The organism is Paraburkholderia sp. BR14374 (assembly GCF_040948685.1).
In the GTDB taxonomy this organism is placed as follows: domain Bacteria; phylum Pseudomonadota; class Gammaproteobacteria; order Burkholderiales; family Burkholderiaceae; genus Paraburkholderia; species Paraburkholderia youngii.
Genome location: NZ_JBFPKF010000007.1, coordinates 339,265 through 361,056 on the forward strand (window position 1 = coordinate 339,265; position 21,792 = coordinate 361,056).

Here is a 21,792-nt window from a genome sequence, read left to right on the forward strand (position 1 = left end):
GAGGAAGGCATGGCAGCAGCACGTACTTCGGGCAGAGGCAAGGGCAAGGGCGGGGTCGCGAGCGAGGACCCCATTCTGCGGCACTGGCGTGAGGCGGTACCGGACGATCGTCTCGCTCACCTGGTGAAGGATGCGGGCCGCGCGATGATTCGCGGTCTGCAAATGCGCCTGGCGCAGCATGAAGTTTCGTTCGGTCACTGGGCGTATCTGCGCGTGCTATGGGTCACCGACGGGCTGACGCAGAAGGAGCTCAGCGACGAGACCGGCACCACCACCCCCACCACGTTCAGTGCGGTGTCGGCAATGGAAAAGCTCGGCTATGTCGAGCGCCGCTACGAGCCCGGCAATCGCAAGAACACGCACGTCTATCTGACGCCGCGCGGACGGAGCCTGAAACACAAACTCGTTCCGCTCGCGGAAGAAGTCAACGAAATTAGCGTCCGGGGCCTGAAAGCCACCGAGATCAACGTCGCACGCAAGGTTCTGCTGACGATCATCGAGAACATGGCACGCGACGAATCGGAGTCGGACGACCCGGCGCTGCGTATTCCGTCGACTCGGGAAGTGGGGAATCTGATCGCGGCGCGCGGGGAAGAAGTCGATCAGGATTGACGCGCGGCTCGGCGTTGCGGGTCATTCCCGAGTGGCAAATTCATTAAAGATCTAATAATATTGGCGGGCGTGCCAAGTCCATGACAGGCACGACGGCAGGCCACGGCATGCTGCTGCTCCTTCGCTCAAAACATACGGATCTGGAATGGATGGAATGACCCGCGCGGCGATAACGCGCAACGCCCGCGATGCGCTCGCAGAAGATGTCGGCGAGGCCGACTGGACGTCGCTACTGATCGACCCCGACGCTTCAGCCGAAGCGGTCTTGACGGTGCGCGAACCTGCGCTGTTGTGCGGCAGACCGTGGTTCGATGAAACACTGCGGCAGGTCGACCCGCGCATCACCATTGAATGGTTGGTCGGCGAGGGCGAACGGATGCACGAAGGGCAGACCGTCTGCCGGATCGCTGGTCCGGCGCGCGGCATGCTCACCGCCGAGCGCACCGCGCTCAACTTCATTCAGTTGCTTTCTGGCGTGGCCACCGAGACAAGCGTGATGACGCGGATCATAAAAGGCACATCTGCGCGGATTCTCGACACGCGAAAAACGCTTCCAGGATTGCGCCTCGCGCAAAAATACGCAGTTCGTGTTGGCGGCGGCGAAAACCATCGTCGGGGGCTGTACGACGGAATCCTGATCAAGGAAAACCACATCGCGGCGGGTGGCGGCATTGCGTCGACCCTTCGCGCTACCGAAGCATTGGGTGCAGGTGTGCCCGTGCAGGTCGAGGTGGAGACGCTCGATGAATTGACGGAAGCGTTGGCTGCTGGCGCCGCGGCGATTCTGCTCGACAATTTCTCCATCGAATCGATGCGCGAGGCTGTGCGTGTCACCGCGGGGCGCGCCGAACTGGAAGTCTCGGGCGGTGTGACCGAGCGGACGCTGCGAACGATTGCCGAAACCGGCGTGGACCGTATTTCGTTGGGCAAGCTGACGAAGAACATCAGGGCGATCGATTTTTCACTGCGCTTCGCGGCGTTCGACGGATAAGCGGAGGTCGGGGCGCATGTGTGCGCTCCGTAGAAGGAAACGCCGATAAAAAATCCCTCGTTTGAACTGTGCATGCGCAGTTCAAAACGAGGGTTTTTTGCGCTTACCTCGAACTATCCAAGCGTCACATCTGCGCCCGTTTCGCTCGACTTCAGAATCGCGATACAGATTTCCAGTGTGCCCTTCGCCCATTCGCCATCGTGAAGGGGCGAGCGTGCGTCCACGACCGCGCCATACACCTCGTCGATGACTTCGGCGCGCGGCACGGCGGGCGCAGGCAGCGGCAGCGTTTGGCGCTGCTCGTCGCCGTAGACGACGATCGAATCGGGCAGCGGGCGCAGGTCGGCGCGTTCGCACGAGACGATGATCGGGCCGAAATGCTGATGAAAGCGCGGCGGCTCGTGCGCGTCGGCCGTTGGCGGCTTGTATGCGGAACCGCCGTAGGTGCCGGCCGCTTTGAGCCTGGCCTCGTCGGCCGAGGACGCGAGCGTCTCCAGACGGCGGCGGGCGCTGCCGTACGTGTCGGGGCTCGTACGATCGCCCATTTCGCCGATCCAGCCGCTCCACTCTTCGGTGTTGAAGTGGCCATAGCCGTTGTACGAGAGCGAGGCATAGGCACCGTTCTCGAACCAGATCAGCGCCGAATAAGCGCCTTCGGTCGGGCGGGACGGATCCCACCGTCCCACGCTCGCGCGCAGCCGCGTCGCGCGCGAGCCGGCGAGCATTCGCACGATATCGACCTGATGAGCCGCCTGGCTGAAGACGGCGCCGCCACCTTCAGCCGTGGCCAGCTCCTCGGGCCGGCGCGGGCGATACAGATAGTCGGTGTAGTTGACGGCCTGGATCATTTTCACCGCGCCGAAATCGCCACGACCGATCAGTTCGCGCGTACGCAGGTACGGCGTGTCGAAACTATGGCAATGGCCGACGATCAGATGCACGTTCGCTGCGCGGCATGCAGCGATCATGCGATCGCAGTCCGCTGCGGCGAGCGCCATCGGCTTTTCGACCAGCACGTGCTTGCCCTTTGACGCGGCAATTTCAGTGTGCTGCGCGTGGAACTGGTGCGGACTCGCAACGTAGATGATCTCGACGTTGGGGTCAGCCGCCAACTCCGCCACGTCCGCATAGGTGGGCGCCGCGAAGTCGGCGGCGAACTGCCGCCGCGCTTCGTCACGCGGATCGCACGCAGCGACGAGCTGGACTCTGGGGTCGCGCAGGAAGGTCGGCAGCATCAGCGAGAATGCCCGTCCCAGTCCTGCGACCCCGATGCGCAAACGGCGCTGCTCCATGGCCGTGTGCCTCCCGTTATTGCTTGACCTGATAGTCCGTTGCGAGCGCGGACGGCTGGTCGGCGGGTTCCGGATTCTTCTTGCTGACGTAACGCGCGGCATACGTGCGCCAGTCGATTTCCTTCGGCACGACAGCCTGGTACGAGCACACTTCCCGCGAAATCGCCTTTGCACCGGTACCAATTGCTTCGCCATCCTTCTCGAATTCGGCGATCGCATCGATCATGCGGCGGCGGAATTCGACGATGGCGAGATCGCTCGCGCCGAGGCGCTCGTCCGAGCGGTTCGCGATCGGGCCCATCGTGACCCACATCGCAATGTCCTGGTTCGGGAAGCCCGAAATGCCGGTGAAATTGCCAGCCTTCATCGCCTGGCGGTCCTGCCAGAAGCGGTTGTCGTGATTGCGCAGCGGACGATAGTACTGGTCGAGGTCAACACCGACCTGCTGACGCAGGAACTTGCGCCACGTTTCGGTTTCCGGCGTCGTCTCCGGATCGCCCCAGGCGATGAAGTAGAACGCCGTGTTCGTGTCGTCCATCGGCACGTTGATGTTTGCAACGTTGTACAGGTTGTTCGGCGGAATCAGCACCGTTCCCGGCGCCACGAACACCGTGGAGCGCACGTAGTCGTGCGTGTTGGCGTTGAAGATCGGGCGGCGCAGCGCGGCGTAACGGAAGCCGTAGTCGGTGCGCTCGACCTGCAGGCGCGGGGCCTTGTCGGTGGACGGGCGCAACCAGTTCTTCGCGGTCGCTTCGGCGCCGCCCACGCGCGCCGGCACGAAGTCCGACGAATGCAGGCTGGAGCTGTGCGCGGAGTCGATCGCGCCTTCGAGGATTTGCGCCCAATTGCATGGCAGCAGCGCCTTGGCGATGCTCACGCGGGTGTCGGAAGTCGGCGCCCAGGCCGGCGGCACGAATTCGGGGATCGCGTCTTGCGGGCCCATATATGCCCATACCATGCCTCCCCATTCCTGCACCGGGTAGGCCTTGTGCTTGACCTTGTCGGTCATGCAGCTCGCTGCCGGCTCGGACACCATTTCAAGCACGTTGCCCGAGACGTCGAACTTCCAGCCGTGATACAGGCAGCGCAGGCCGGAGTCTTCATTGCGGCCGTAGACGAGCGATGCGCGACGGTGCGGGCAGTACTCGTCCAGCACGCCAACGCTGCCTTCCGAGTCCCGGAATACAACGAGGTCCTCGCCAAATACGCGCGCCTTGACCGGCGCGCCGTCCGGCTCGCTGACTTCTTCGATGAGGCAAACCGGCGTCCAGTGCCGGCGCATCAGTTGGCCCATCGGGGCATCGCCTTCGACGCGGCACAGCAATTCATTTTCTTGGTGGGTCAGCATGTAATGTCTCCCGGCGAAAGCTCGCCTTCATCAACAGGTGTTGCCCAACTATATTAGATATCTAGTGAAAATGGCAAGAGCCTTTCGAGACATCAGGGAAAGTACGTATGGTCGAAAGCGACCCTGGCTCAGGAATATTCGATCTCTAATGTAAAGTGGCGGGATTCATCGCCGATGGATCGGATTTGCGAGGCGCTGGTGTGCCACCCGGCTAGTCTCGAAAGACGGAAGGATTCCAGCCGCGCTGATGACGGAACGCTGGCAAATTCGCGGCGTTCTATGTTGGACGGCTATGATAGAGCCCTTGATAAAGCCGGATTGAACGGACATGACAGACTCTGTATTGAAAGATGTCGAAGCCCCTGTGCGGGAAAGTGACAACAGTCTTGTGTGGTCAGACGCACGGCTACTCGGCTTCACGCCGATGGATGACGTGCATAAGGAATTCTACGAAGTCGCGCTACGGCTCGTGACCTGCACCGATGCGAGCGCCCTTGCCGCGATCGAGGAATTCGAAAAACACGCGGTCAGCCATTTCGAGCAGGAAGATGAATGGATGCGCACGACCAACTTTCCGCCGCGCGATTGCCACATCGAAGAACACGAAGCCGTACTGAAGTCAGTGCGGGACGTTAAAGCAGCGGTCAAAGCAGGGCAGGCTGGTTGCGCGCTGGTGCATGACATCGGCATGCATCTGTACAACTGGTTTCCCGGACACGCCGACTACCTGGATTCGGCGCTTGCCGCATGGATGACCAAACAGACGATGGGTGGAAAGCCTGTTGTGTTAAGACGGACGATTTGAAGTTTGCCGTTTCGACCGTCGAAATACACTGGGCGCCATAAGTTGTAGCCGGCAGACTGCTGGCTCAACCCATGTCGCGTAGTTCCCGCCGCATAATCTCGAGAGCGGTTGATTTCCGTAGCGTGTTTTGCGCGCTCAGAGTTTTGCCGCGCTGCGGCTCCCGTCAACGCATCGTCGCTTGCGGGCGTCGTTGCTGGAATCTCCGCGGACGATATCAGCCCCGTTCAACTACCCGACTCGCGCAGCACGACGTCGCCCAGTTCGGCGAGGCGGGCGGCATCGACGCGCACGCTCGGGCAGGAGATGCCCATGGCGGCGATCATCTCGTCGTGCGCGTCGTAGATGGGGCGAGCCACGCAGCGGATGCCATCGGTGAATTCCTCGTCGTCGATGGCATAGCCGCGCTGACGTGTCAGTTCCAACTCCTGCGCGAGAGCCGGCTCCGAGGTCAGGGTGCGCAACGTGTAGGGGACCAATTCCGCCGGCGCTTCGGCATGGCCGAAGGCCAGGAACGCTTTGCCGAGCGCCGTGCAGTGCAGCGGCGACAGGGCGCCGATCGGATGATCGACCTTGAGCGGCAAGGTCGAGTCGACCTTGTCGATATACCAGACGCGCGAGCCGACCAGCACCGCCAGATGCGTGCACTCCCCGGTGGACGCAGCGAGCCTTTCCAGCGCCGGGCGCCATGCTTCCTTGATCGCCACGACTTCCTCGAGCGTGCGTTGTACCGGCTTGCCCGGCTGACTGCCGTTCGAGGCCAGATAGCGCCGGTTGGAATCCTGCGCCGCATAGCCGGCGGCAACCAGCGTCTTCAGAAGATGGGCGGCCATGGATTTGTCCATTTCGAGTTCGCTCGCGAGTTCCGTTAGCCGGACGGGGCCGCGATGAGTCCGCAGATACGTCAGTGCTTCGAGGCCACGAGTCAGGGACTGGAGCAGTCGCATGAATATCCCTCCACGCCAGTAAAAGTTTTTCTCTGTAAAACACAAAAAGTTTTATATAGGAAAACTGTAGCCGAAAAATCACCCAATGTAGGGAATTACACGGATTTTTTTACGCTATAGGTGAAGTACTGTTGTGCGTATGCAAATTGAGCGCTAGTGGATCAGGTCGGTCTGAGGGGCGAGTTCAGTTTTCTAATCCAAGTTGTTTTGCATGCGTCAACTTTACGGAGGCAGGCATGTTGGGGAGACACGGAATAAAGCGTCGCGCGCTTGTGCTGGCTGCTCTACTGGCTTCAGCCGCGGGATTCACGACCCCGGCCTTCGCGGATTCGGGCGAAGTGTCGATCAGCGACTATTTCACGGGCGACATGGGGGAGAAGGCGTTCAACGAACAGCTCGCCAAATTCACCACGGCGACCGGGATCGCAATCAAGCAAAGCCCGGTGGGACACGAAGATTTCAAGTCGGTGATACTGGTGCGCGCGGCCGGACATAGTCTGCCCGACGTATTCAGTTTCTGGGCGGGCGCCAAGACGCAATTCATCGCCGATTCGAAGAGCTTGCATCCGATCGACGGCATGTGGAAGACCGCGGGGCTGGATTCCGTGATCTCCAGGCCGATTGCGGCGGCGGCGACGAGCTACAGCGGGCATCGCTATCTGGTGCCGGTCGACTATCACTTCGTCGGCGTTTTCTATAACCCGAAGGTGATGGCCAAGGCGGGCATCACGACGATGCCGACGACGTGGGACGGCTTCCTCGCCATGTGCAAGCAACTCAAGTCGCAAGGCATTACGCCGATTGCGATGGGTTCGAAGAATCGTTGGCCCGCGCAGTTCTGGTTCGACTATATGCTGTTGCGTACCGCGGGGCCGGAGTATCGCGCGAAGCTGATGACGGGGCATGCCCGCTACGACGATCCGCAGGTGAGCTCGGTGATGGACCAATGGAAGTCCATGTTCGATGCAGGCTATTTCAACAACAACGCCAACGCGATCGACTGGACCGACGCCGCCGACAAGGTCGCGACGGGCGATGCCGCGATGACGCTGATGGGCACGTGGATCACGGGCTACTGGAACAACAACCATCTGGCGGCGGGCAAGGACTACGACGTTGCGGTATTCCCGCAGATGCAGGCGGGCGTGCCGAACGTCGCGCTCGGTCCGGTGGACGGCCTCGTGATCTCCGCCAACGCAAAGAACGTGGCGGGTAGCGAAAAACTGCTCGACTACATGGTCAGCAACACCGACGTGCAGTCGGCATGGACGTCGTCCCAAGGCGCGCTGTCGGCCAACGTGAAGGTCGATCAGTCCCACTACAGCCCGGTGATGCAAAAAGCCGCCGCGGCGGTCGAGAAGTCCAACGGCTTCGCCTTCAACTATGACCTCGCCACGCCCCCGCCGGTGTCCGAAGTCGGTCTGTCGATGTTTGCGAAGTTCATCGACCAGCCTGGCGATATCAAGAGCCTGCTGACTCAGACCCAGACGGATGCGCAGGCCGCGTTCAAGAAGCAGTAACACCTCCACGAAGGCGGGTCGCCCTGCGGCGGCCCGCCTCGTTTTCCGGTAGAGACGCGAGATGAGGAAGCACGATCGGCTATGGCGCGTGGTATTTCTGGCGTTGCCCCTGGGCGTTTTCGGAATCCTGGTGGTGGGACCCCTGCTGTCGTCGTTCTATTACAGCTTCACCGACTGGAATGGCTTTTCGTCCGACTATGATTTTGTCGGATTCTCTAATTTCACGCGGATTCGCAACGATCATCTGTTTTCGCATGCCGCGCTCAATACCGCGCTCTGGATCGTTGCCGCTATCGCGTTGCCGACGCTGCTGGGGTTGGGTCTCGCGCTGCTGCTCGATTCGAAGGTGCCCGGTTCCCGCGTGTTCAAGAGCATCTTCTATCTGCCGATCTGCCTGTCGGCCGTGATCGTCGGCCAGATCTGGATCTGGATCTATCAGCCCGACTGGGGGCTGCTCAACCTGTTTCTGTCGCACGCGGCGGGAACCCGTCACGACTTTGCGTGGCTCGCTAAACCCAATACGGCGCTGTGGTCCGTGATCGTGGCGTGGTCGTGGCAACAGACCGGGCTGTCGATGGTGATCTATCTCGCCGGGCTCACCGCGATTCCCGAAGACCTGCAGGAGGCCTGCCATATCGAAGGCGCGAGCCGCTGGCAGCGCATCCGCCTCGTGATCCTGCCGTTGCTGACGCCCTCCACCGTGGTCGCGGTGGCGCTGTCGGTGATCAACTCACTGAAGGGTTTCGACATTCTCTACATCATGACCGGCGGTGGACCGTTCAACAGTTCCGATACGCTGGCCATGCACATGTACAACGAGAGCTTCAAGAAATACCACATGGGCTATGGCAGTGCGATTTCCGTGGTGCTGTTCCTGATCGCCGTCTCCGTGATCGGCCTGTATTTCCGTCAGTTGCGCAAGGTGGACCGCATCTATGGATGAGCGTCTGTATGCCCGCTTCAATCCGGCGAGAGCGGCCACTTTCACGATTCTCGTGGTGCTGGCAGTGCTGTTCCTGTTGCCCACTGTCGGCGTGTTGCTGTCGTCGGTGAAGGAGCAGCGCGACATTGCGCTGGGCGATCTCTGGAGCTTGCCGGTCAGGCTGTACCTCGGCAATTTCATCGAAGTGCTGTCGAAGCCCTCCGTACACCAGTATTTCGTGAACACGCTGATCGTCACGGTGCCCGCCACGATCGTGTCGACCGCGCTCGGCGTGCTCGCCGGTTATGTATTCGCCAAGCTGCCTTTTCGCGGCTCGAATGGCCTGTTCCTGGTGCTGGTGTCCGGCATGTTCTTTCCGCCGCAGGTGATTCTGATTCCGCTGTTCCGGCTTTTCAATTTTCTCGGCCTGATTGACACACTGTGGCCGGTGTTCCTCGTGCATACGGCGCTGGGCATTCCGATCTGCTCGCTGCTGATGCGCAATTTCTTCGCAACGGTGCCGAGCACGCTGCGTGAAGCCGCGATCATGGAAGGCGCGTCCGAGCCGCGGGTGCTGCTGTCGGTGGTGTTGCCGCTCAGTTTGCCGGCGCTCGCGGTGCTGGCGACGCTGCAGTTCACGTGGATCTGGAATGACTTTCTGTGGCCGCTGGTGTTCACGCAATCCGACGAGAAACGCACCATCATGCTCGGCATCGTGAACCTGAATGGCCAGTATTCCGTCGCCTGGGGCGTGCAGGGCGCGTTGTCGATTATGGCGAGCTTGCCGACGCTGCTGGTGTTTCTGTTCTTCCAGCGCTACTTCATCAAGGGCATGACCATGGGCGCGGTAAAAGGGTGATCGAATGGCGCAATTGAGTCTGCAAGGCATACGCAAATCGTTCGCTGGCCATGAGGTCATCCATGGCGTCGATCTGGACATCGCCGGCGGCGAGTTCGTGGTGTTCGTCGGCCCGTCCGGCTGCGGCAAATCGACGATGCTGAGAATGATCGCCGGCCTCGAAGATGTGTCGGGCGGGACGATCCATATCGATGGCCGGGATGTGACGCAGGTGCATCCGTCGAAGCGCGAAATAGCGATGGTGTTCCAGTCCTACGCGCTGTTTCCGCACATGACGGTGGCTGAAAACATCGGCTTCGGACTGCGGCTCGCGGGTGTCGACAAGCGCGAGATCAGGCGGCAGGTGGGCGAGGTCGGCAAGACGCTCCAACTGGACCGTCTGCTGGAACGCACGCCGAGAGAATTGTCGGGCGGGCAGCGGCAGCGCGTAGCGATCGGGCGCGCCATCATTCGTCATCCGAAGATCTTTCTGTTCGACGAACCGCTTTCGAATCTCGATGCCGCGTTGCGCGTGCAGATGCGCCTCGAGATCGCGCGACTGCATGCGGAGTTGCGCGCCACGATGGTGTACGTCACGCACGACCACGTCGAGGCGATGACGCTGGCGGACCGGATCGTCGTGTTCAACGGCGGCAAGGTCGAGCAGGTCGGCACGCCGATGGAGCTCTATGAACGGCCCGCGAATCTGTTCGTCGCGCGCTTTATCGGCGCGCCTGCGATGAACGTGCTGCCGGCGTCGGCGTGGCCGCATCTGACGAGTCCGGAGCATGCCGGACCTCGCAGCGAGGCGGGCGGCGTCGACTGTATCGGTATCCGGCCCGAGCACGTCACGCTTTGCGCGCGCGGTCAGGCGAGTGTTGGAGGGCGCATCGAACTCGTCGAGCAGCTTGGCGCGGAGACACTGTATTACCTCGGCATCGGCAATGGCCTGCCCACGCTCACGGTACGCTCGCCGCTCGCGCACGCGGTGCGCCGCGGAGACGAAGTCGGACTGAACGTGGACAGCACGAAGCTGCATCGCTTCGGCCCGGACGGGATCGCGATCGGGAATCACGCCGCTCGAAGCGATGAACGCACACCATCGCCAACAGAGACTATTCAAATAGAGGAAGAAAAATGACTGGATCTCGTTTTCGCGTGGGGATCATCGGTGCGGGTCGCATCTCCGATCTGCACGCCATCGAATACCTGCAAAATCCGTCGGCACGCATCGTCGGCGTCTGCGACCGGGATGTGGCGCAGGCGCGCAGCAAGCTCGCGGCCTGGGGCATTCCCGACGTCGCGGTCGAGGAGGACGTGGATCGCTTCCTCGCGCGTGAGGACATCGATCTGGTCGAAATCCTGTTGCCGCATCATCTGCACCTGCCGGTGGCGCTTAAGGCGATGGCTGCCGGCAAGATCGTGTCGCTGCAAAAACCGATGTGCGTCGATCTCGCCGAGGCGGACCAACTCGTGGCGGCCGCCGAGGCCTATGACCGGCCTTTCAAGGTCTTCGAGAACTTCATCTTCTATCCGCCGGTGCTGAAGGCGCGCGAGCTGATCGATCAGGGCGCGATCGGCACGCCGCTGTCGATCCGCATCAAGTCGAACCCGGCGCGCAGCGCGACGGCGTGGGAAGTGCCGCCGTCCGCATCGGCATGGCGCAGCGAGAAGTCTCACGCGGGCGGCGGGCCGCTCGTATTCGACGACGGACATCACAAGTTCGCGCTCGCCTGGCATTTCATGGGCGATCCGGAAGAGGTGCATGCGTTTATCGGCGATACCGAAGGTCCGGGCGGCATGCGTTTCGATGCACAGTCGATCATCTCGTTCCGGTTTCCCGGCAATCGTGTCGGCAATCTGGAGATCGTCTATTCGCCGGACATGGAACTCATCACGCGACACTATGCGCAGGACGATCGCGTCGAGATCACCGGCACGTCGGGTGTGCTCTTCATCAACGGCGGCCATGGACGGCTCGGGGCGACACCGCCCGTGACCCTGTACCGGGACGGCCAGATCACGACCTACGACGTGCCGAGCGGATGGGAGCAGAGCTTCGTGCTGTCGACCCGGCATTTTCTGAATGCGCTGCGCACGGGCGGGGCGCCGGTGCTGACGGCGAGGGAGGCCCGCCAGGTGCTGCGTTTCGCGTCGGCGGCCGAGCAGTCGGCTCGTGAAGCCACGGCGGTTCGCCTGGCATTTTGATCCCGCGAGGGCACAACCATGTCTGATCTCGTTACTCCGTCGAAGCAGCTTCCGGTCACGACAGAAAGCCGCGCCGCCTGGTTGCGCGAGGCGGGCGGGCTGAGCGCGGCGTTCGCGGACGGCCTGCTGTCCGATGTCGTCGAACTGCCTTTGGCCGAAGCGCTCGTGCTGGGCTTGATGAAGCAGGGCGTGACCAAGTATCTGGCGATCTTCGGACACGGCAATACCGCGATCGCCGAGATTCTGCGTATCTACGAGGCGCACGGTCTGGTGAAATGCTGGCAGTTCCGCAACGAAGTGGAAATGGCGCACGCGGCCACCGCGCTTTCGTGGGTCTACGGCGAAGTTCCCGCGGTGCTCACGTCGATCGGGCCCGGCGCGTTGCAGGCGCTCGCCGGCTCGCTGGCCGCGGCGTCGAACGGGGTCGGTGTCTACCATCTGTATGGCGATGAGACGACACACGGCGAGGGCTACAACATGCAGCAGATTCCTCGGCCGGGGCAGGGACTGTTTGGCTCCCTGACAGAACGGATGGGGGCGTCCTATACGCTGCATACGCCCGCTGCGTTGCGCGATGCGTTGCGCAACGGCAGTGCGGCCGTGTTTCATCCGTGGCGGCCGGCGCCGTTCTATCTGAATCTGCCGCTGAACACGCAACTGGCGCGGGTATCGCTGAGACTCGATGCGCTTGCGGCCCGACCCGTGTGGCCGCGTTTGCCGATACCGGACGAGGCTTCCCTGGCCGTGGCTGCGAAGCTGATCGCGGGCGCGGACCGGGTGGCCATCAAGGTCGGCGCCGGCGCGCGTCATGCGGCGGTGGCCGTGCGGCGGCTGGCCGAAGCCAGCGGTGCGGTCGCGGTCCTGAGCCCCGGAACGGTTGGTGTGCTGCCCGACGCGCATCCGCATAACCTGCACGTGGCGGGCTCGAAAGGATCGATCAGCGGCAACTGGGCCATGCAGGAGGCCGAGCTGCTGATCGTGATCGGCAGCCGCGCGGTGTGCCAGTCGGACTGCTCGGGCATTGGCTGGCCCAAGGTTCGTCATGTGGTCAATATCAACGCCGATCCGACCGACGTCCAGCACTACAACGAAAGCACCGCGTTGCTGGGAGATGCAGCTGCCATCTGCGAGCGGCTTGCGCTGGCGCTGGCCGGCCCGTTGAGCCCGGCGAAATCGGCATGGCTCGACGAGGCCGCGCGCAAGAAAGCCGAGTGGCTGGGCTTGCGCGACGCACGCGCCGGCGGCCCGCGGTGTTTCGATGCGGTCTGGCGGCGCGAGGTGCTGACGCAACCGCAGGCCATCGCCATCGCCGAGCGTTTTTGCCGCGAGATCGGTGCGCTGAAGTTTTTCGATGCCGGCGACGTGCAGGCTAACGGCTTCCAGGTGATCCGCGACGACTTGCCCGGCGAAACGTACACCGAGTCCGGCGCGTCGTATATGGGTTTCGCCGTTTCCGCGCTGCTGTCTCAGGCGATCGCGCGGCAAGGATGCTATGGCGTCGCGTTCACCGGCGACGGCTCGTTCATGATGAATCCGCAGATCCTGATCGACGGTATCGAGCATGGCGTGCACGGCACCATCCTGCTGCTCGACAACCGCCGCATGGCGGCGATCAGCAGCTTGCAGGAAGCGCAGTTCGATACCGATTACCGCACCAACGATTCGGTCGCCGTCGATTATGTGGCGATGGCGGGAGCGGTTGCGGGCGTGAGGGCGTTGTCGGCGGGCGATACGGAGCGAGGTCTGCGCGATGCGCTCGCGAAGGCGCACGCTCACCCTGGCCTGAGTCTGATTCACGTGCCGGTCTATTACGGTGCGGACCCCGCAGGCGGGATGGGTGCGTATGGCCAGTGGAACGTCGGCCCGTGGTCCGACGGCGTGCAGGACGCTTATACGAAGACACGAATCTGAAGGGGCGAGCATGTACGAATCTTGTGGCCTGCTGATCGATGGCGCGTGGCGCTGGGCATCCGACGGTGCAAGTATCGTGGTCAGAAGTCCGGCGACCGGCGGGTTGGCAGCGTGCCCGCCGCGACCGGAGCGGACGAAGCCGCTGCGCTCACGTGAAGAAGGTTACGATGGAGCTGGGCGGACATGCGCCGGTGATCGTCCATGCCGACGCGGACCCCGTGCAAAGCGCGAAAGGGCTCGCAACGACCAGGTTCCGCAATTGTGGTCAGGTCTGCATCTCGCCGTCGCGGTTCTATGTGCACCGGTCGATCCTGATGCCGTTTGCGTGGAGAGCGCACTGTCGCTGATCGAGGATGCCCGCGCCCGTGGTGCGCGAGTATTGGCTGGCGGCCGACGGCCGTCCCATCTCGAACGTGTACCCGTTGCGGTAGCCTCGGATACTCGATTACCTGACGCCCAAATACATTCGTCATCGCCTGATCGTAAGGAATGGGACATGAATCAAAAACCGCGTGGCCTGGACAATGGCCTGACGAACTACGGTGATCACGACTTCGCGCGCTATCTGCGCCGGTCGTTTGCCAAATCGATGGGCTACACCGGCGAATCGCTCGACAAGCCGATCGTCGGGATCTGCACCTCGGAGAGTGGTTTCAACAACTGCCATCGTCACTTCCCCGAAATGGTCAAGGCGGTCGAGCGCGGTGTGCTCGCGGCGGGCGCGTTGCCGGTGGTATTTCCGGTGATTTCGCTTGGCGAGGTATTCCTTTCGCCGACTTCGCTGGTCTATCGCAACCTGATGGCGATGGCCGTCGAGGAAATGATCCGCGCCCAGCCGATGGATGCGGTGGTGATGCTCGGCGGATGCGACAAAACCGTGCCGGCGATGTTGATGGGCGCGATCTCCGCAGGGCGGGCCGCCGCCATGGTGGTGGCCGGTCCGATGATGACCGGTCGACATCGCGGCGAGCGGCTTGGCGCTTGCACGGACTGCCGCCGCTTCTGGGCGAATTTCCGCGCGGGGAAAGTCCCGGAGCAGGAGATCAGGCAGGTGGAGGGGCGTCTGGCCGTCACCGCGGGAACGTGTGCGGTCATGGGTACGGCGTCGACGATGGCGCTGATCGCGGAAACGCTGGGCATGATGCTGCCCGGGTCGGCGGCGATCCCGGCCGTGCACGCGGATCGTCTGCGCAATTGCGAGGAAACCGGAGCGCTGGTTGCGCGCATGGCCCTCAATGGCGGACCGAAACCGGCCGAGATCGTGACGCCCGCATCGGTGCGCAACGCGTTGCGCGTATTGTTGGCGGTCTCCGGTTCGACCAACGCCGTGATTCATCTGGCGGCGATCGCCGGTCGTATCGGACTGAAAATCGATTACGACGAGTTCAACCGGCTGTCAGATGAAACGCCGGTACTCGTGGATCTCAAGCCGGTAGGCAACGGCTACATGGAGGATTTCCATGCGGCCGGCGGGCTGGAGGGCGTTCTGCGCGGACTAATGCCCCAACTCGATCTGACTTGTCGCGACATCGCCGGGCAGAGCCTCGATGAGCGGTTGAACAAGCCGCTTGCCGATCCGATCGATACGGCCGTGATCCGCTCGACGGAGAAACCGGTCAGTGCCGAGGGCGGGCTGATCGTTCTGAACGGCAGCCTGGCGCCTGACGGTGCTGTTCTGAAGCGCGCCGCCGCTACCCCCGAACTGCTCGAACACGAAGGGCGCGCGGTGGTATTTACTTCGCTCGAAGATCTGGCCGCGCGCATCGACGACCTCGATCTGGACGTTCGCGCGGACGACATTCTCGTGTTGCAGAACGCGGGGCCGCGCAGTGCTTCAGGCATGCCTGAGGCCGGCTATCTGCCGATTCCGCAGAAACTTGCGCGGGCGGGGGTGAAGGACATGGTGCGCATTTCCGATGCGCGCATGTCGGGCACCGCATACGGGACCATCGTGCTTCACGTGACGCCGGAGGCGGCGCTCGGCGGCCCGCTGGCGCTGGTGCGCAACGGCGACCGGATCCGGCTGTCGGCGCGGGACAAGCGGATCGATCTGCTGGTTGACGACGCCGAACTGGCGCGTCGTGCCACTGAGCTCAGTCCGGCGGAAGGGATGTATGCGCGCGGTTACCAGCGGCTTTATCACGATCACGTGCTATCCGCCGCGGCAGGGTGCGACCTTGATTTCCTCACCGCCTTTCCTTCCGACGAGCTCAAGTAAGCTCATCCGCCCCAGCGGTGTCGTCGAAAATGCGCTCGTCGAATTCGATCGGGAAGGGGGCGTTCCGGCTCAGCGTTCCGGCGTCGGATGCGTTCCGGTACTCGGCAAGACGGGCCGAAACGATGTTTCGAATGTGATTCCCGACTATCGCGGTTTGCTTGGGCCCCAGTGTTTCGAGGCGAGCCAGCAGGTCGCCGGGGAAGCGAAGCGAAATGTAGGGAGTATCGGGCCCGGCTGGGTTGCGCACTAGCAGCACGTTCAACCGACCGTCCGCCGCAGCCTCTTCGCTGTAGATAGCGTCATCGTGGAAGGAGCGCGATACCGCCTGGGCGACGCGCTCCAGAACACTGCGAGTGATCTGATAGATGGGCATATTCGTCTCCTGATCGGACGCCCGACAATCGTATCACTTTCCCTTTTTCGCACTTGCACGTAGCGCGTCACCCTGGTACGCGTTGCCGACCTCAGGCAAAATTGTTTGAGGCTGCGTTATACTCGATTCCATGGATACGAAACTGACCTCGCTGAAACTGCACCGTTGGTGGCACGCCTGAATCCGGCGGCCCGTTTCCACACACATACGCATATTCGCAAACGTGATGCCGCCAGTCCTGGCGGCATTTTCGTTTCAGCACGCTCATGGCTGGTGGCATCCAAATCAGGAACCTCCTGTCCATGACACACACCAACCGCCCCACGATCTTGACCGGTGACCGCACCACCGGCCCGCTTCACCTCGGCCACTATATCGGCTCGCTGCGTGCGCGCGTCCAACTTCAGCATGAGGCACAGCAGTTCCTGCTTCTCGCTGACACGCAGGCCTTAACCGACAACGTCGGCCGGCATCAGAAGGTTACCCAGAACGTCATCGAAGTAGCGCTCGACTATCTTGCGGTGGGCATCGACCCAGCGAAGTCGACCATCTTCATCCAGTCCCAGGTGCCAGAACTGGCCGAGCTGTTTCAGTATCTGCTGAACGTCGTGACGGTCGCGCGCCTCGAGCGAAACCCGACCATCAAGGAGGAGATTCGCCTGCGCGGTTTCGAGCGCGACATCCCGGCGGGCTTCCTGACGTATCCGATTAGTCAGGCGGCTGATATTACCGCGTTCAAGGCAACCCACGTACCCGTGGGCGATGACCAGCTACCGATGATCGAGCAGACCAACGAATTGGTGCGGCGCTTTAACAACACCGTCGACCGACCTGTGCTGGTCGAATGCGAGGCGGTGCTGTCACAGGTCACGCGATTACCCGGCATCGATGGCAAAGCGAAGATGAGCAAGTCCCTCGGGAACGCCATCGCACTGGGCGCTACGCCGGACGAAATCACCAGGGCGGTCAACAACATGTACACCGACCAGAACCACTTGCGAGTCAGCGATCCTGGTCAGGTGGAAGGCAATGTCGTGTTCGCGTTTCTCGATGCGTTCGAGCCGGACGTGCAGAAAGTCGACGAACTGAAATCCCACTATCGGCGGGGTGGACTTGGCGATAGCGTGATCAAGCGCGTGCTGAACGAGCGGCTCCAGTCGCTCATTGAACCGATTCGCACACGACGTCGCGAGCTGGAGCAAGACCCGGCCGAGGTGCTTGCGATCTTGCGTCGCGGTACGATGCGCGCACGGGAGGTGGCGGGAGAAACACTCTCAGAGGTCAAAAGCGCGTTGGGCTTGACGTACTTTCAGCGCTGAACAGAGGGGATCGGCTGTGTCGCGCTCCCCCGCTATTCCTCAGCTTCCATCACGTCAGTGAGGTAGGCGACGTCGTCGGTCTCCGACAGCGGTGTTGCCAGATGTTCGCCAAAAAGCGCCAGCGCCTCTTTCGTATAGGGCTGTTGCCAGTGCCAGTCCAACGCAGCCTGATCTTTCCAGCGCTCGAACACCACGTATTTGTCGTCGCTGCCTTTTACCTTGAACATCTGAAACTCATTGTTGCCTGTCTCCATTCTCGTGAGGCGGATGCCTGGCAGCATCTTCTTTTATCGTGAGGGCATTCGCGGCATCGGCGTCGAGGCTATTGCTTCAGCCGCAAACACCAACAAGATGGCGATCTATCGTCACTTTGATACCAAAGACGATCTGGTCACTTACTGGCTGGCTTCGGTGGCGCAGGAGTACGAACAGATGTGGGCCCAATGGGAAAATCTGTACCCCGGGGATCCGGCATCGCAATTTAAGGCGTTGGTCCAGTCCGTCGTTCAGCGACTTCGCACCGAGGGCAACCGCGGATGTGCGCTCGCGAACAGCCTGGCGGAACTCCCGGACGAGAACCATCCGGCCCGCGTGGTAATTGACCGGCACAAGAATGCGCAACTGCGGCGCATTCAGACACTATGCGGCGAGGCCGGGCTTGGAAATCCCGAACATTGCGCGATGATCCTGCATCTGTGCTTCGAGGGTGCGCAGATTGCGGCGCAATCTTTAGGCGCGGATCGTGTCGCTACGCAGTTGGAGAATTTAGTCGACGCGATGCTGGGCACACGAGGCGCGGCACGTTCCAGGCGTGACGTAAAAACTGGTCGACATGGTAAAGCCCATGTTACGAAACGATCCGTCTGACGAAGGCGAGAACGATGTCGTTCTCCGCTCGCTTCGGTGAGCATCGGGTAGGCGTCGTCGTGCGCCGCGTGCCTACCTATTTTCGACGACGGCAAGAATCAGCAATCACGGTGGCGGATTTCGCAATTGCCGCGTCGAGGCACAACCGGCAGCATGGAGTCACATCATGCATCGCTCTCCGTTGCCGGGGTCGCTTTAGTGCTGCGTCGCGACAACGGTTAGCCATTTTTTTCATTGGCTGTTTTTGGTTCTGGGTCGATTCAAGTCCTCGAAGAATCGGTTGCTGCCCCAGAAGGCGATGATGAACCGCATGATCTGGCTAGGTATTCGCGACGAAATCGAAATCTCGAAGCTGGACCGTGCGGTCGTCTTGTCCGACGATACATCGAGGGCTCAACAAATCACGGAATTGTTGCGCCGCAGGAGCCTGAAGGGCATTTCCGGGACCTATGGAGATCGTGATGCAAACGCTGTCACACTGGATCGTTGTTCTGACCAATGCGTACATGGAATACACGACGTGCAACTGGAACGCCACGCACGTCTACCGGCGCACGGTTGGATATGACCAGGTGATATGGTGCTGAACGGGAGGCGGGCTTCTTGTTCATTGCGGTGCGTGACAGTTCTCGTTCAACACTCGCAGTTTGTAAATTACACCTTTTTCACGTAGGCGTTACACCATCCTTTTGCTTCGACCAGTTTGCCCCCATAGGTCGGGCACGGTCCATTCGTGGAACCGGGTTTGCCTTGATACAGTTGGCAATTGGCGCAAGTCTGCCCTGTCTGGTACCGAGGGAATTTCGCCTTGTCGACCTTCGACGCGTCCATCTTGTATCCGAGCGCCTGCGCGGTCGGATCGTTTTCGGCCAGCACGGGCGCGTCCGCGTTTGACTTCGTCGAGAGAACGGTCGTTGAGGCAACGGATGCGGCAAGTATCATGAAATGACGGCGAGAGAGCGGCACGATCGAAACTCCTTTCGAGACACAATCAGACGGCCGCAAAGTGACGGTTAACCGGTCAATCGCGAACCGCCTCGTCATAACACATGAGCAATCGGCATACCTTTCGATTGTCGAACACCGGTTTCGCAGCTGGCCTGCTGGCCGACATGTCACATTGAGATATATTGAAAGCGAGGGCGTGCGCGGGCCCGCGTGACTCTCGTGTCATCCGTCTACCGGCGAACGCCTGTCATTGCGACTTGAGGTGCAGATCGTTGCTCACGGATTGCACCCCCGGCACGCTGTGGGTCACCGCAAGGGCTTCCAGAATCTGAGCCTGTGAATCCACGTACCCCGACAACTGCACGACGCCTCGGTACGTTGCCACGCTGATCGGCAACGAACGTAGCGTGGAGTCCGCGGCAAGCGCCTGCTTCACCCGGCCGGCGAGCGTGGCGTCGTCAGTGGCGACTGCCGTCGGCGCGGTTGCGGACGGTCTCGCTGTGGTCGTCGACTTACAGCCGCTCGTGAACACGAACGCGGGCAACGCGAACATCGCGACGATCAGTAACCGGCCTTGGAGGTAGGGCGCATTTCGCATTGAAGTCGATTTCCTGAAGAAGCTCTGGATGAAACATTCGTACATTCACTTCATCTAAACGAAGCGGTCCGGCTTGTCGAGTATACGGGGCTGGCTCCTTCTCGGCATCAATGCTGTGACGTGGCCTGTCTTGCTCGCCATCACGCTATGCCGCCTGTTGCGGTATCCGCGCGCGGTGCATGCCGGTGTTGTCGATCACAGCCGCGGGCCGGGTTTCCGACGCTGGTCGCGGCGACGGCCGTGCTCGGCAGCCAACTATCGGTGTATCACTTCACGTCCTGCCGCGCGTCGTGCCATGGTTCCTTGGTCTCGCGGTCGCGATGTGGCTCGTGATCACCTATACGTGTCTGGCCGCGATGACGATCGGACGAAGAGAGCCCGGTTTGCACACTGGACTCAACGGGACCTGGCTGCTGCTGATCGTTGCGACCGGGTCGATTGCCGTTCTTGCGACTGCGATGTCGCGAATGGACGGCGACAGCACTTCGTGCAACTCAACCGCAAGCGCGGAATCGCCTAGACTACATAACCTACGGACGCTGTCGTCCCCGCGACTCTATCCGGCCATGGCGCATATTTTTTTTGCAGCTTCGATTCAGCGACATATCGCAACGCCCGAGCGCGAGATCGACGCGCGCACACTCGGCGAAGCGCTCGAAGCCGTGTTCGTCGCGCAACCTCGACTGCGCGGCTATATCCTTGACGATCAGGGCTCGCTGCGGCCGCATCTCGCGGTGTTCGTCGACGGCCGGCGGGTCCACGACCGGGAACATCTGTCCGACGCGCTCGGCGAGCAAAGCCGGGTTTACGTGGTTCAGGCGCTGTCGGGCGGGTGAGAGGGCCTATCAGTACTCGAGGAGTCACTCGATATGAGCGATCGATTGCTTGTCGCGACCCGCAAGGGCCTGTTCGATGTCAGAGCCGATGGTGAGGGCGGCTGGCGCTTCGGCGATCTGCATTTCGCCGGCGAGCCAGTGAGTATGGTGCTGCGCGATCCGCGCGACAGCTCGCTGTATGCGGCGCTCAATCTCGGCCACTTCGGCGTGAAGCTGCATCGCCGGCGCGCGGGCATCGAGGATTGGGAGGAGTGCGCGGTTCCGGTCTACCCGCCGCAGCCTGCCGAAGAGACGCCTGCCGCGGACGGCGCGCACGCGAGCGCAGGCGCCGACAGCGATGACCAAGCCCCGCCCAGCCGGCCAGCCACTCCCTGGACGCTTCAGCAGATCTGGTCGCTTGAAACAGGCGGCCCCGACGAGCCGGGCGTCTTGTGGGCCGGCACGATTCCAGGCGGGCTTTTCCGATCCGGCGATGGCGGCGACACGTGGGTGCTCAACCGCGCGCTGTGGGATCGCCCGGAGCGCCGTGAATGGTTCGGAGGCGGCTACGACGCGGCGGGAATCCATTCCGTGATGGTCGATCCGCGCAACAGCCGGCACGTGACGATCGGTGTATCCTGCGGCGGCGTCTGGCAAACCGACGACGGCGGCGCGAGCTGGCGCGTGAGTGCCGAGGGCATGGAAGCCGACTACATGCCGCCGGAGCGGCGCGGCGACGCCAACGTGCAAGACCCGCACCGCGTCGTCCAATGCCCGGCAAACCCGGATGCGCTGTGGACTCAGCATCACTGCGCCATCTTCCGTTCGATCGACGGTGCGGCTCACTGGCAGCGGATCGAAGCGCAGCCATCGAGCTTCGGCTTCGCGGTTGCCGTCCATCCGCGCGACCCGGACACCGCGTGGTTCGTGCCTGCCGTGAAAGACCAGTGCCGCATTCCGGTGGACGGCCAATTCGTTGTCACGCGTACACGCGACGGCGGCCGCACGTTCGAACGTTTCTCGAACGGGTTGCCGCGAAAACCGGCGTATGACCTTGTGTATCGGCACGGGCTCGCGGTGGATGACTCCGGCATGCGCCTCGCGATGGGGTCGACCACCGGCTCGCTCTGGACCTCCGACGACGGCGGTGAAAACTGGCAATTGATATCAGCGCATTTGCCGCCTGTTTATTGTGTTCGGTTTGGATGAGGGATCTGCGTCAGAACACTTTCGAGGCGGCGGCGCGCGCGCCATGCCCACATT

Annotated in this window: 22 protein-coding genes and 1 pseudogene; 16 read left to right on the forward strand and 7 right to left on the reverse strand. The window is 62.0% G+C overall.

Translation table 11 applies throughout. The annotated features are described in order from the left end of the window. Positions 1–9: 9 nt before the first annotated feature. On the forward strand, positions 10–612 hold the full coding sequence (locus tag AB3X86_RS19415) for a MarR family winged helix-turn-helix transcriptional regulator (protein ID WP_176134982.1): 603 nt from the start codon (positions 10–12) through the stop codon (positions 610–612). A 145-nt stretch (positions 613–757) separates the two neighbouring features. Next, a complete protein-coding gene (gene nadC, locus AB3X86_RS19420; RefSeq protein WP_368597249.1) occupies positions 758–1,603 on the forward strand; it encodes a carboxylating nicotinate-nucleotide diphosphorylase in 846 nt (281 codons plus the stop codon). 113 nt (positions 1,604–1,716) lie between these two features. On the opposite strand, the gene AB3X86_RS19425 is transcribed toward nadC, so the two are convergent. Then, positions 1,717–2,895, reverse strand: a complete 1,179-nt coding sequence (locus AB3X86_RS19425; RefSeq protein WP_368597250.1) for a Gfo/Idh/MocA family protein — start codon at positions 2,893–2,895, stop codon at positions 1,717–1,719. A 16-nt stretch (positions 2,896–2,911) separates the two neighbouring features. Next, on the reverse strand, positions 2,912–4,243 hold the full coding sequence (locus AB3X86_RS19430; protein WP_368597251.1) for a Rieske 2Fe-2S domain-containing protein: 1,332 nt from the start codon (positions 4,241–4,243) through the stop codon (positions 2,912–2,914). Positions 4,244–4,571: 328 nt separating this feature from the next. Between AB3X86_RS19430 and AB3X86_RS19435 the strand changes: the two genes are divergently transcribed. Then, positions 4,572–5,048, forward strand: a complete 477-nt coding sequence (locus AB3X86_RS19435; protein ID WP_368597252.1) for a bacteriohemerythrin — start codon at positions 4,572–4,574, stop codon at positions 5,046–5,048. 224 nt (positions 5,049–5,272) lie between these two features. Here the strand turns inward: AB3X86_RS19435 and AB3X86_RS19440 are convergent, their stop codons facing one another. After that, positions 5,273–5,992 carry an IclR family transcriptional regulator gene (locus AB3X86_RS19440; RefSeq protein ID WP_368597253.1) on the reverse strand — a complete coding sequence of 240 codons (720 nt, stop codon included), beginning with the start codon at positions 5,990–5,992 and terminating at the stop codon, positions 5,273–5,275. Between the two features lie 236 nt (positions 5,993–6,228). Between AB3X86_RS19440 and AB3X86_RS19445 the strand changes: the two genes are divergently transcribed. From AB3X86_RS19445 to AB3X86_RS19480, 8 genes and pseudogenes are all read left to right on the forward strand, one after another. Further along, complete coding sequence (locus AB3X86_RS19445; RefSeq protein ID WP_368597254.1) at positions 6,229–7,512, forward strand: ABC transporter substrate-binding protein; 1,284 nt, start codon at positions 6,229–6,231, stop codon at positions 7,510–7,512. 61 nt (positions 7,513–7,573) lie between these two features. After that, the gene (locus AB3X86_RS19450; RefSeq protein ID WP_368597255.1) at positions 7,574–8,455 is read left to right on the forward strand and encodes a carbohydrate ABC transporter permease; all 882 of its coding nucleotides are present in this window, start codon (positions 7,574–7,576) and stop codon (positions 8,453–8,455) included. After that, positions 8,448–9,293, forward strand: a complete 846-nt coding sequence (locus AB3X86_RS19455; RefSeq protein WP_368597256.1) for a carbohydrate ABC transporter permease — start codon at positions 8,448–8,450, stop codon at positions 9,291–9,293. Before AB3X86_RS19450 ends, AB3X86_RS19455 begins: the two co-directional genes overlap by 8 nt. Positions 9,294–9,297: 4 nt before the next feature. After that, the gene (locus AB3X86_RS19460) at positions 9,298–10,413 is read left to right on the forward strand and encodes an ABC transporter ATP-binding protein (protein ID WP_368597257.1); all 1,116 of its coding nucleotides are present in this window, start codon (positions 9,298–9,300) and stop codon (positions 10,411–10,413) included. Further along, positions 10,410–11,480, forward strand: coding sequence for a Gfo/Idh/MocA family protein (locus tag AB3X86_RS19465; RefSeq protein ID WP_368597258.1), 1,071 nt, complete (start codon positions 10,410–10,412; stop codon positions 11,478–11,480). Before AB3X86_RS19460 ends, AB3X86_RS19465 begins: the two co-directional genes overlap by 4 nt. Before the next feature lie 18 nt (positions 11,481–11,498). Beyond that, entirely contained in the window at positions 11,499–13,391 is a 1,893-nt protein-coding gene (locus tag AB3X86_RS19470; RefSeq protein WP_368597259.1) for a thiamine pyrophosphate-dependent enzyme, read from the forward strand. 146 nt (positions 13,392–13,537) lie between these two features. Further along, positions 13,538–13,702 (forward strand): annotated as a pseudogene (locus AB3X86_RS19475) (aldehyde dehydrogenase family protein); the annotation flags it as partial. A gap of 185 nt (positions 13,703–13,887) precedes the next feature. Beyond that, a complete protein-coding gene (locus tag AB3X86_RS19480; protein ID WP_368597300.1) occupies positions 13,888–15,609 on the forward strand; it encodes a dihydroxy-acid dehydratase in 1,722 nt (573 codons plus the stop codon). Here AB3X86_RS19480 and AB3X86_RS19485 read toward each other — a convergent pair. Beyond that, positions 15,602–15,982: a hypothetical protein gene (locus AB3X86_RS19485; protein WP_368597260.1), complete on the reverse strand. Its 381-nt coding sequence runs from the start codon at positions 15,980–15,982 to the stop codon at positions 15,602–15,604. The two genes, AB3X86_RS19480 and AB3X86_RS19485, sit on opposite strands and share 8 nt — an antisense overlap. 302 nt (positions 15,983–16,284) lie before the next feature. Here AB3X86_RS19485 and trpS point away from each other — a divergent pair, with 302 nt between their 5' ends. Continuing rightward, positions 16,285–17,301, forward strand: coding sequence for a tryptophan--tRNA ligase (gene trpS, locus AB3X86_RS19490; protein WP_368597261.1), 1,017 nt, complete (start codon positions 16,285–16,287; stop codon positions 17,299–17,301). A gap of 32 nt (positions 17,302–17,333) precedes the next feature. On the opposite strand, the gene AB3X86_RS19495 is transcribed toward trpS, so the two are convergent. Beyond that, complete coding sequence (locus AB3X86_RS19495) at positions 17,334–17,582, reverse strand: putative quinol monooxygenase (RefSeq protein ID WP_368597262.1); 249 nt, start codon at positions 17,580–17,582, stop codon at positions 17,334–17,336. Here AB3X86_RS19495 and AB3X86_RS19500 point away from each other — a divergent pair. Next, entirely contained in the window at positions 17,569–18,168 is a 600-nt protein-coding gene (locus tag AB3X86_RS19500; RefSeq protein ID WP_368597263.1) for a TetR/AcrR family transcriptional regulator, read from the forward strand. The two genes, AB3X86_RS19495 and AB3X86_RS19500, sit on opposite strands and share 14 nt — an antisense overlap. A gap of 461 nt (positions 18,169–18,629) precedes the next feature. Continuing rightward, positions 18,630–18,755 carry a hypothetical protein gene (locus AB3X86_RS19505; RefSeq protein ID WP_260332324.1) on the forward strand — a complete coding sequence of 42 codons (126 nt, stop codon included), beginning with the start codon at positions 18,630–18,632 and terminating at the stop codon, positions 18,753–18,755. Positions 18,756–18,822: 67 nt separating this feature from the next. Here the strand turns inward: AB3X86_RS19505 and AB3X86_RS19510 are convergent, their stop codons facing one another. Both AB3X86_RS19510 and AB3X86_RS19515 read right to left on the reverse strand, forming a co-directional pair. Further along, complete coding sequence (locus AB3X86_RS19510) at positions 18,823–19,134, reverse strand: high-potential iron-sulfur protein (RefSeq protein ID WP_176122211.1); 312 nt, start codon at positions 19,132–19,134, stop codon at positions 18,823–18,825. Positions 19,135–19,363: 229 nt separating this feature from the next. After that, positions 19,364–19,714: a BON domain-containing protein gene (locus AB3X86_RS19515; RefSeq protein ID WP_368597264.1), complete on the reverse strand. Its 351-nt coding sequence runs from the start codon at positions 19,712–19,714 to the stop codon at positions 19,364–19,366. A gap of 566 nt (positions 19,715–20,280) precedes the next feature. Between AB3X86_RS19515 and AB3X86_RS19520 the strand changes: the two genes are divergently transcribed. Continuing rightward, entirely contained in the window at positions 20,281–20,550 is a 270-nt protein-coding gene (locus tag AB3X86_RS19520; RefSeq protein ID WP_013093592.1) for a MoaD/ThiS family protein, read from the forward strand. Between the two features lie 33 nt (positions 20,551–20,583). Continuing rightward, positions 20,584–21,738 carry a WD40/YVTN/BNR-like repeat-containing protein gene (locus tag AB3X86_RS19525; protein ID WP_368597265.1) on the forward strand — a complete coding sequence of 385 codons (1,155 nt, stop codon included), beginning with the start codon at positions 20,584–20,586 and terminating at the stop codon, positions 21,736–21,738. The last annotated feature ends 54 nt before the right edge of the window (positions 21,739–21,792 follow it).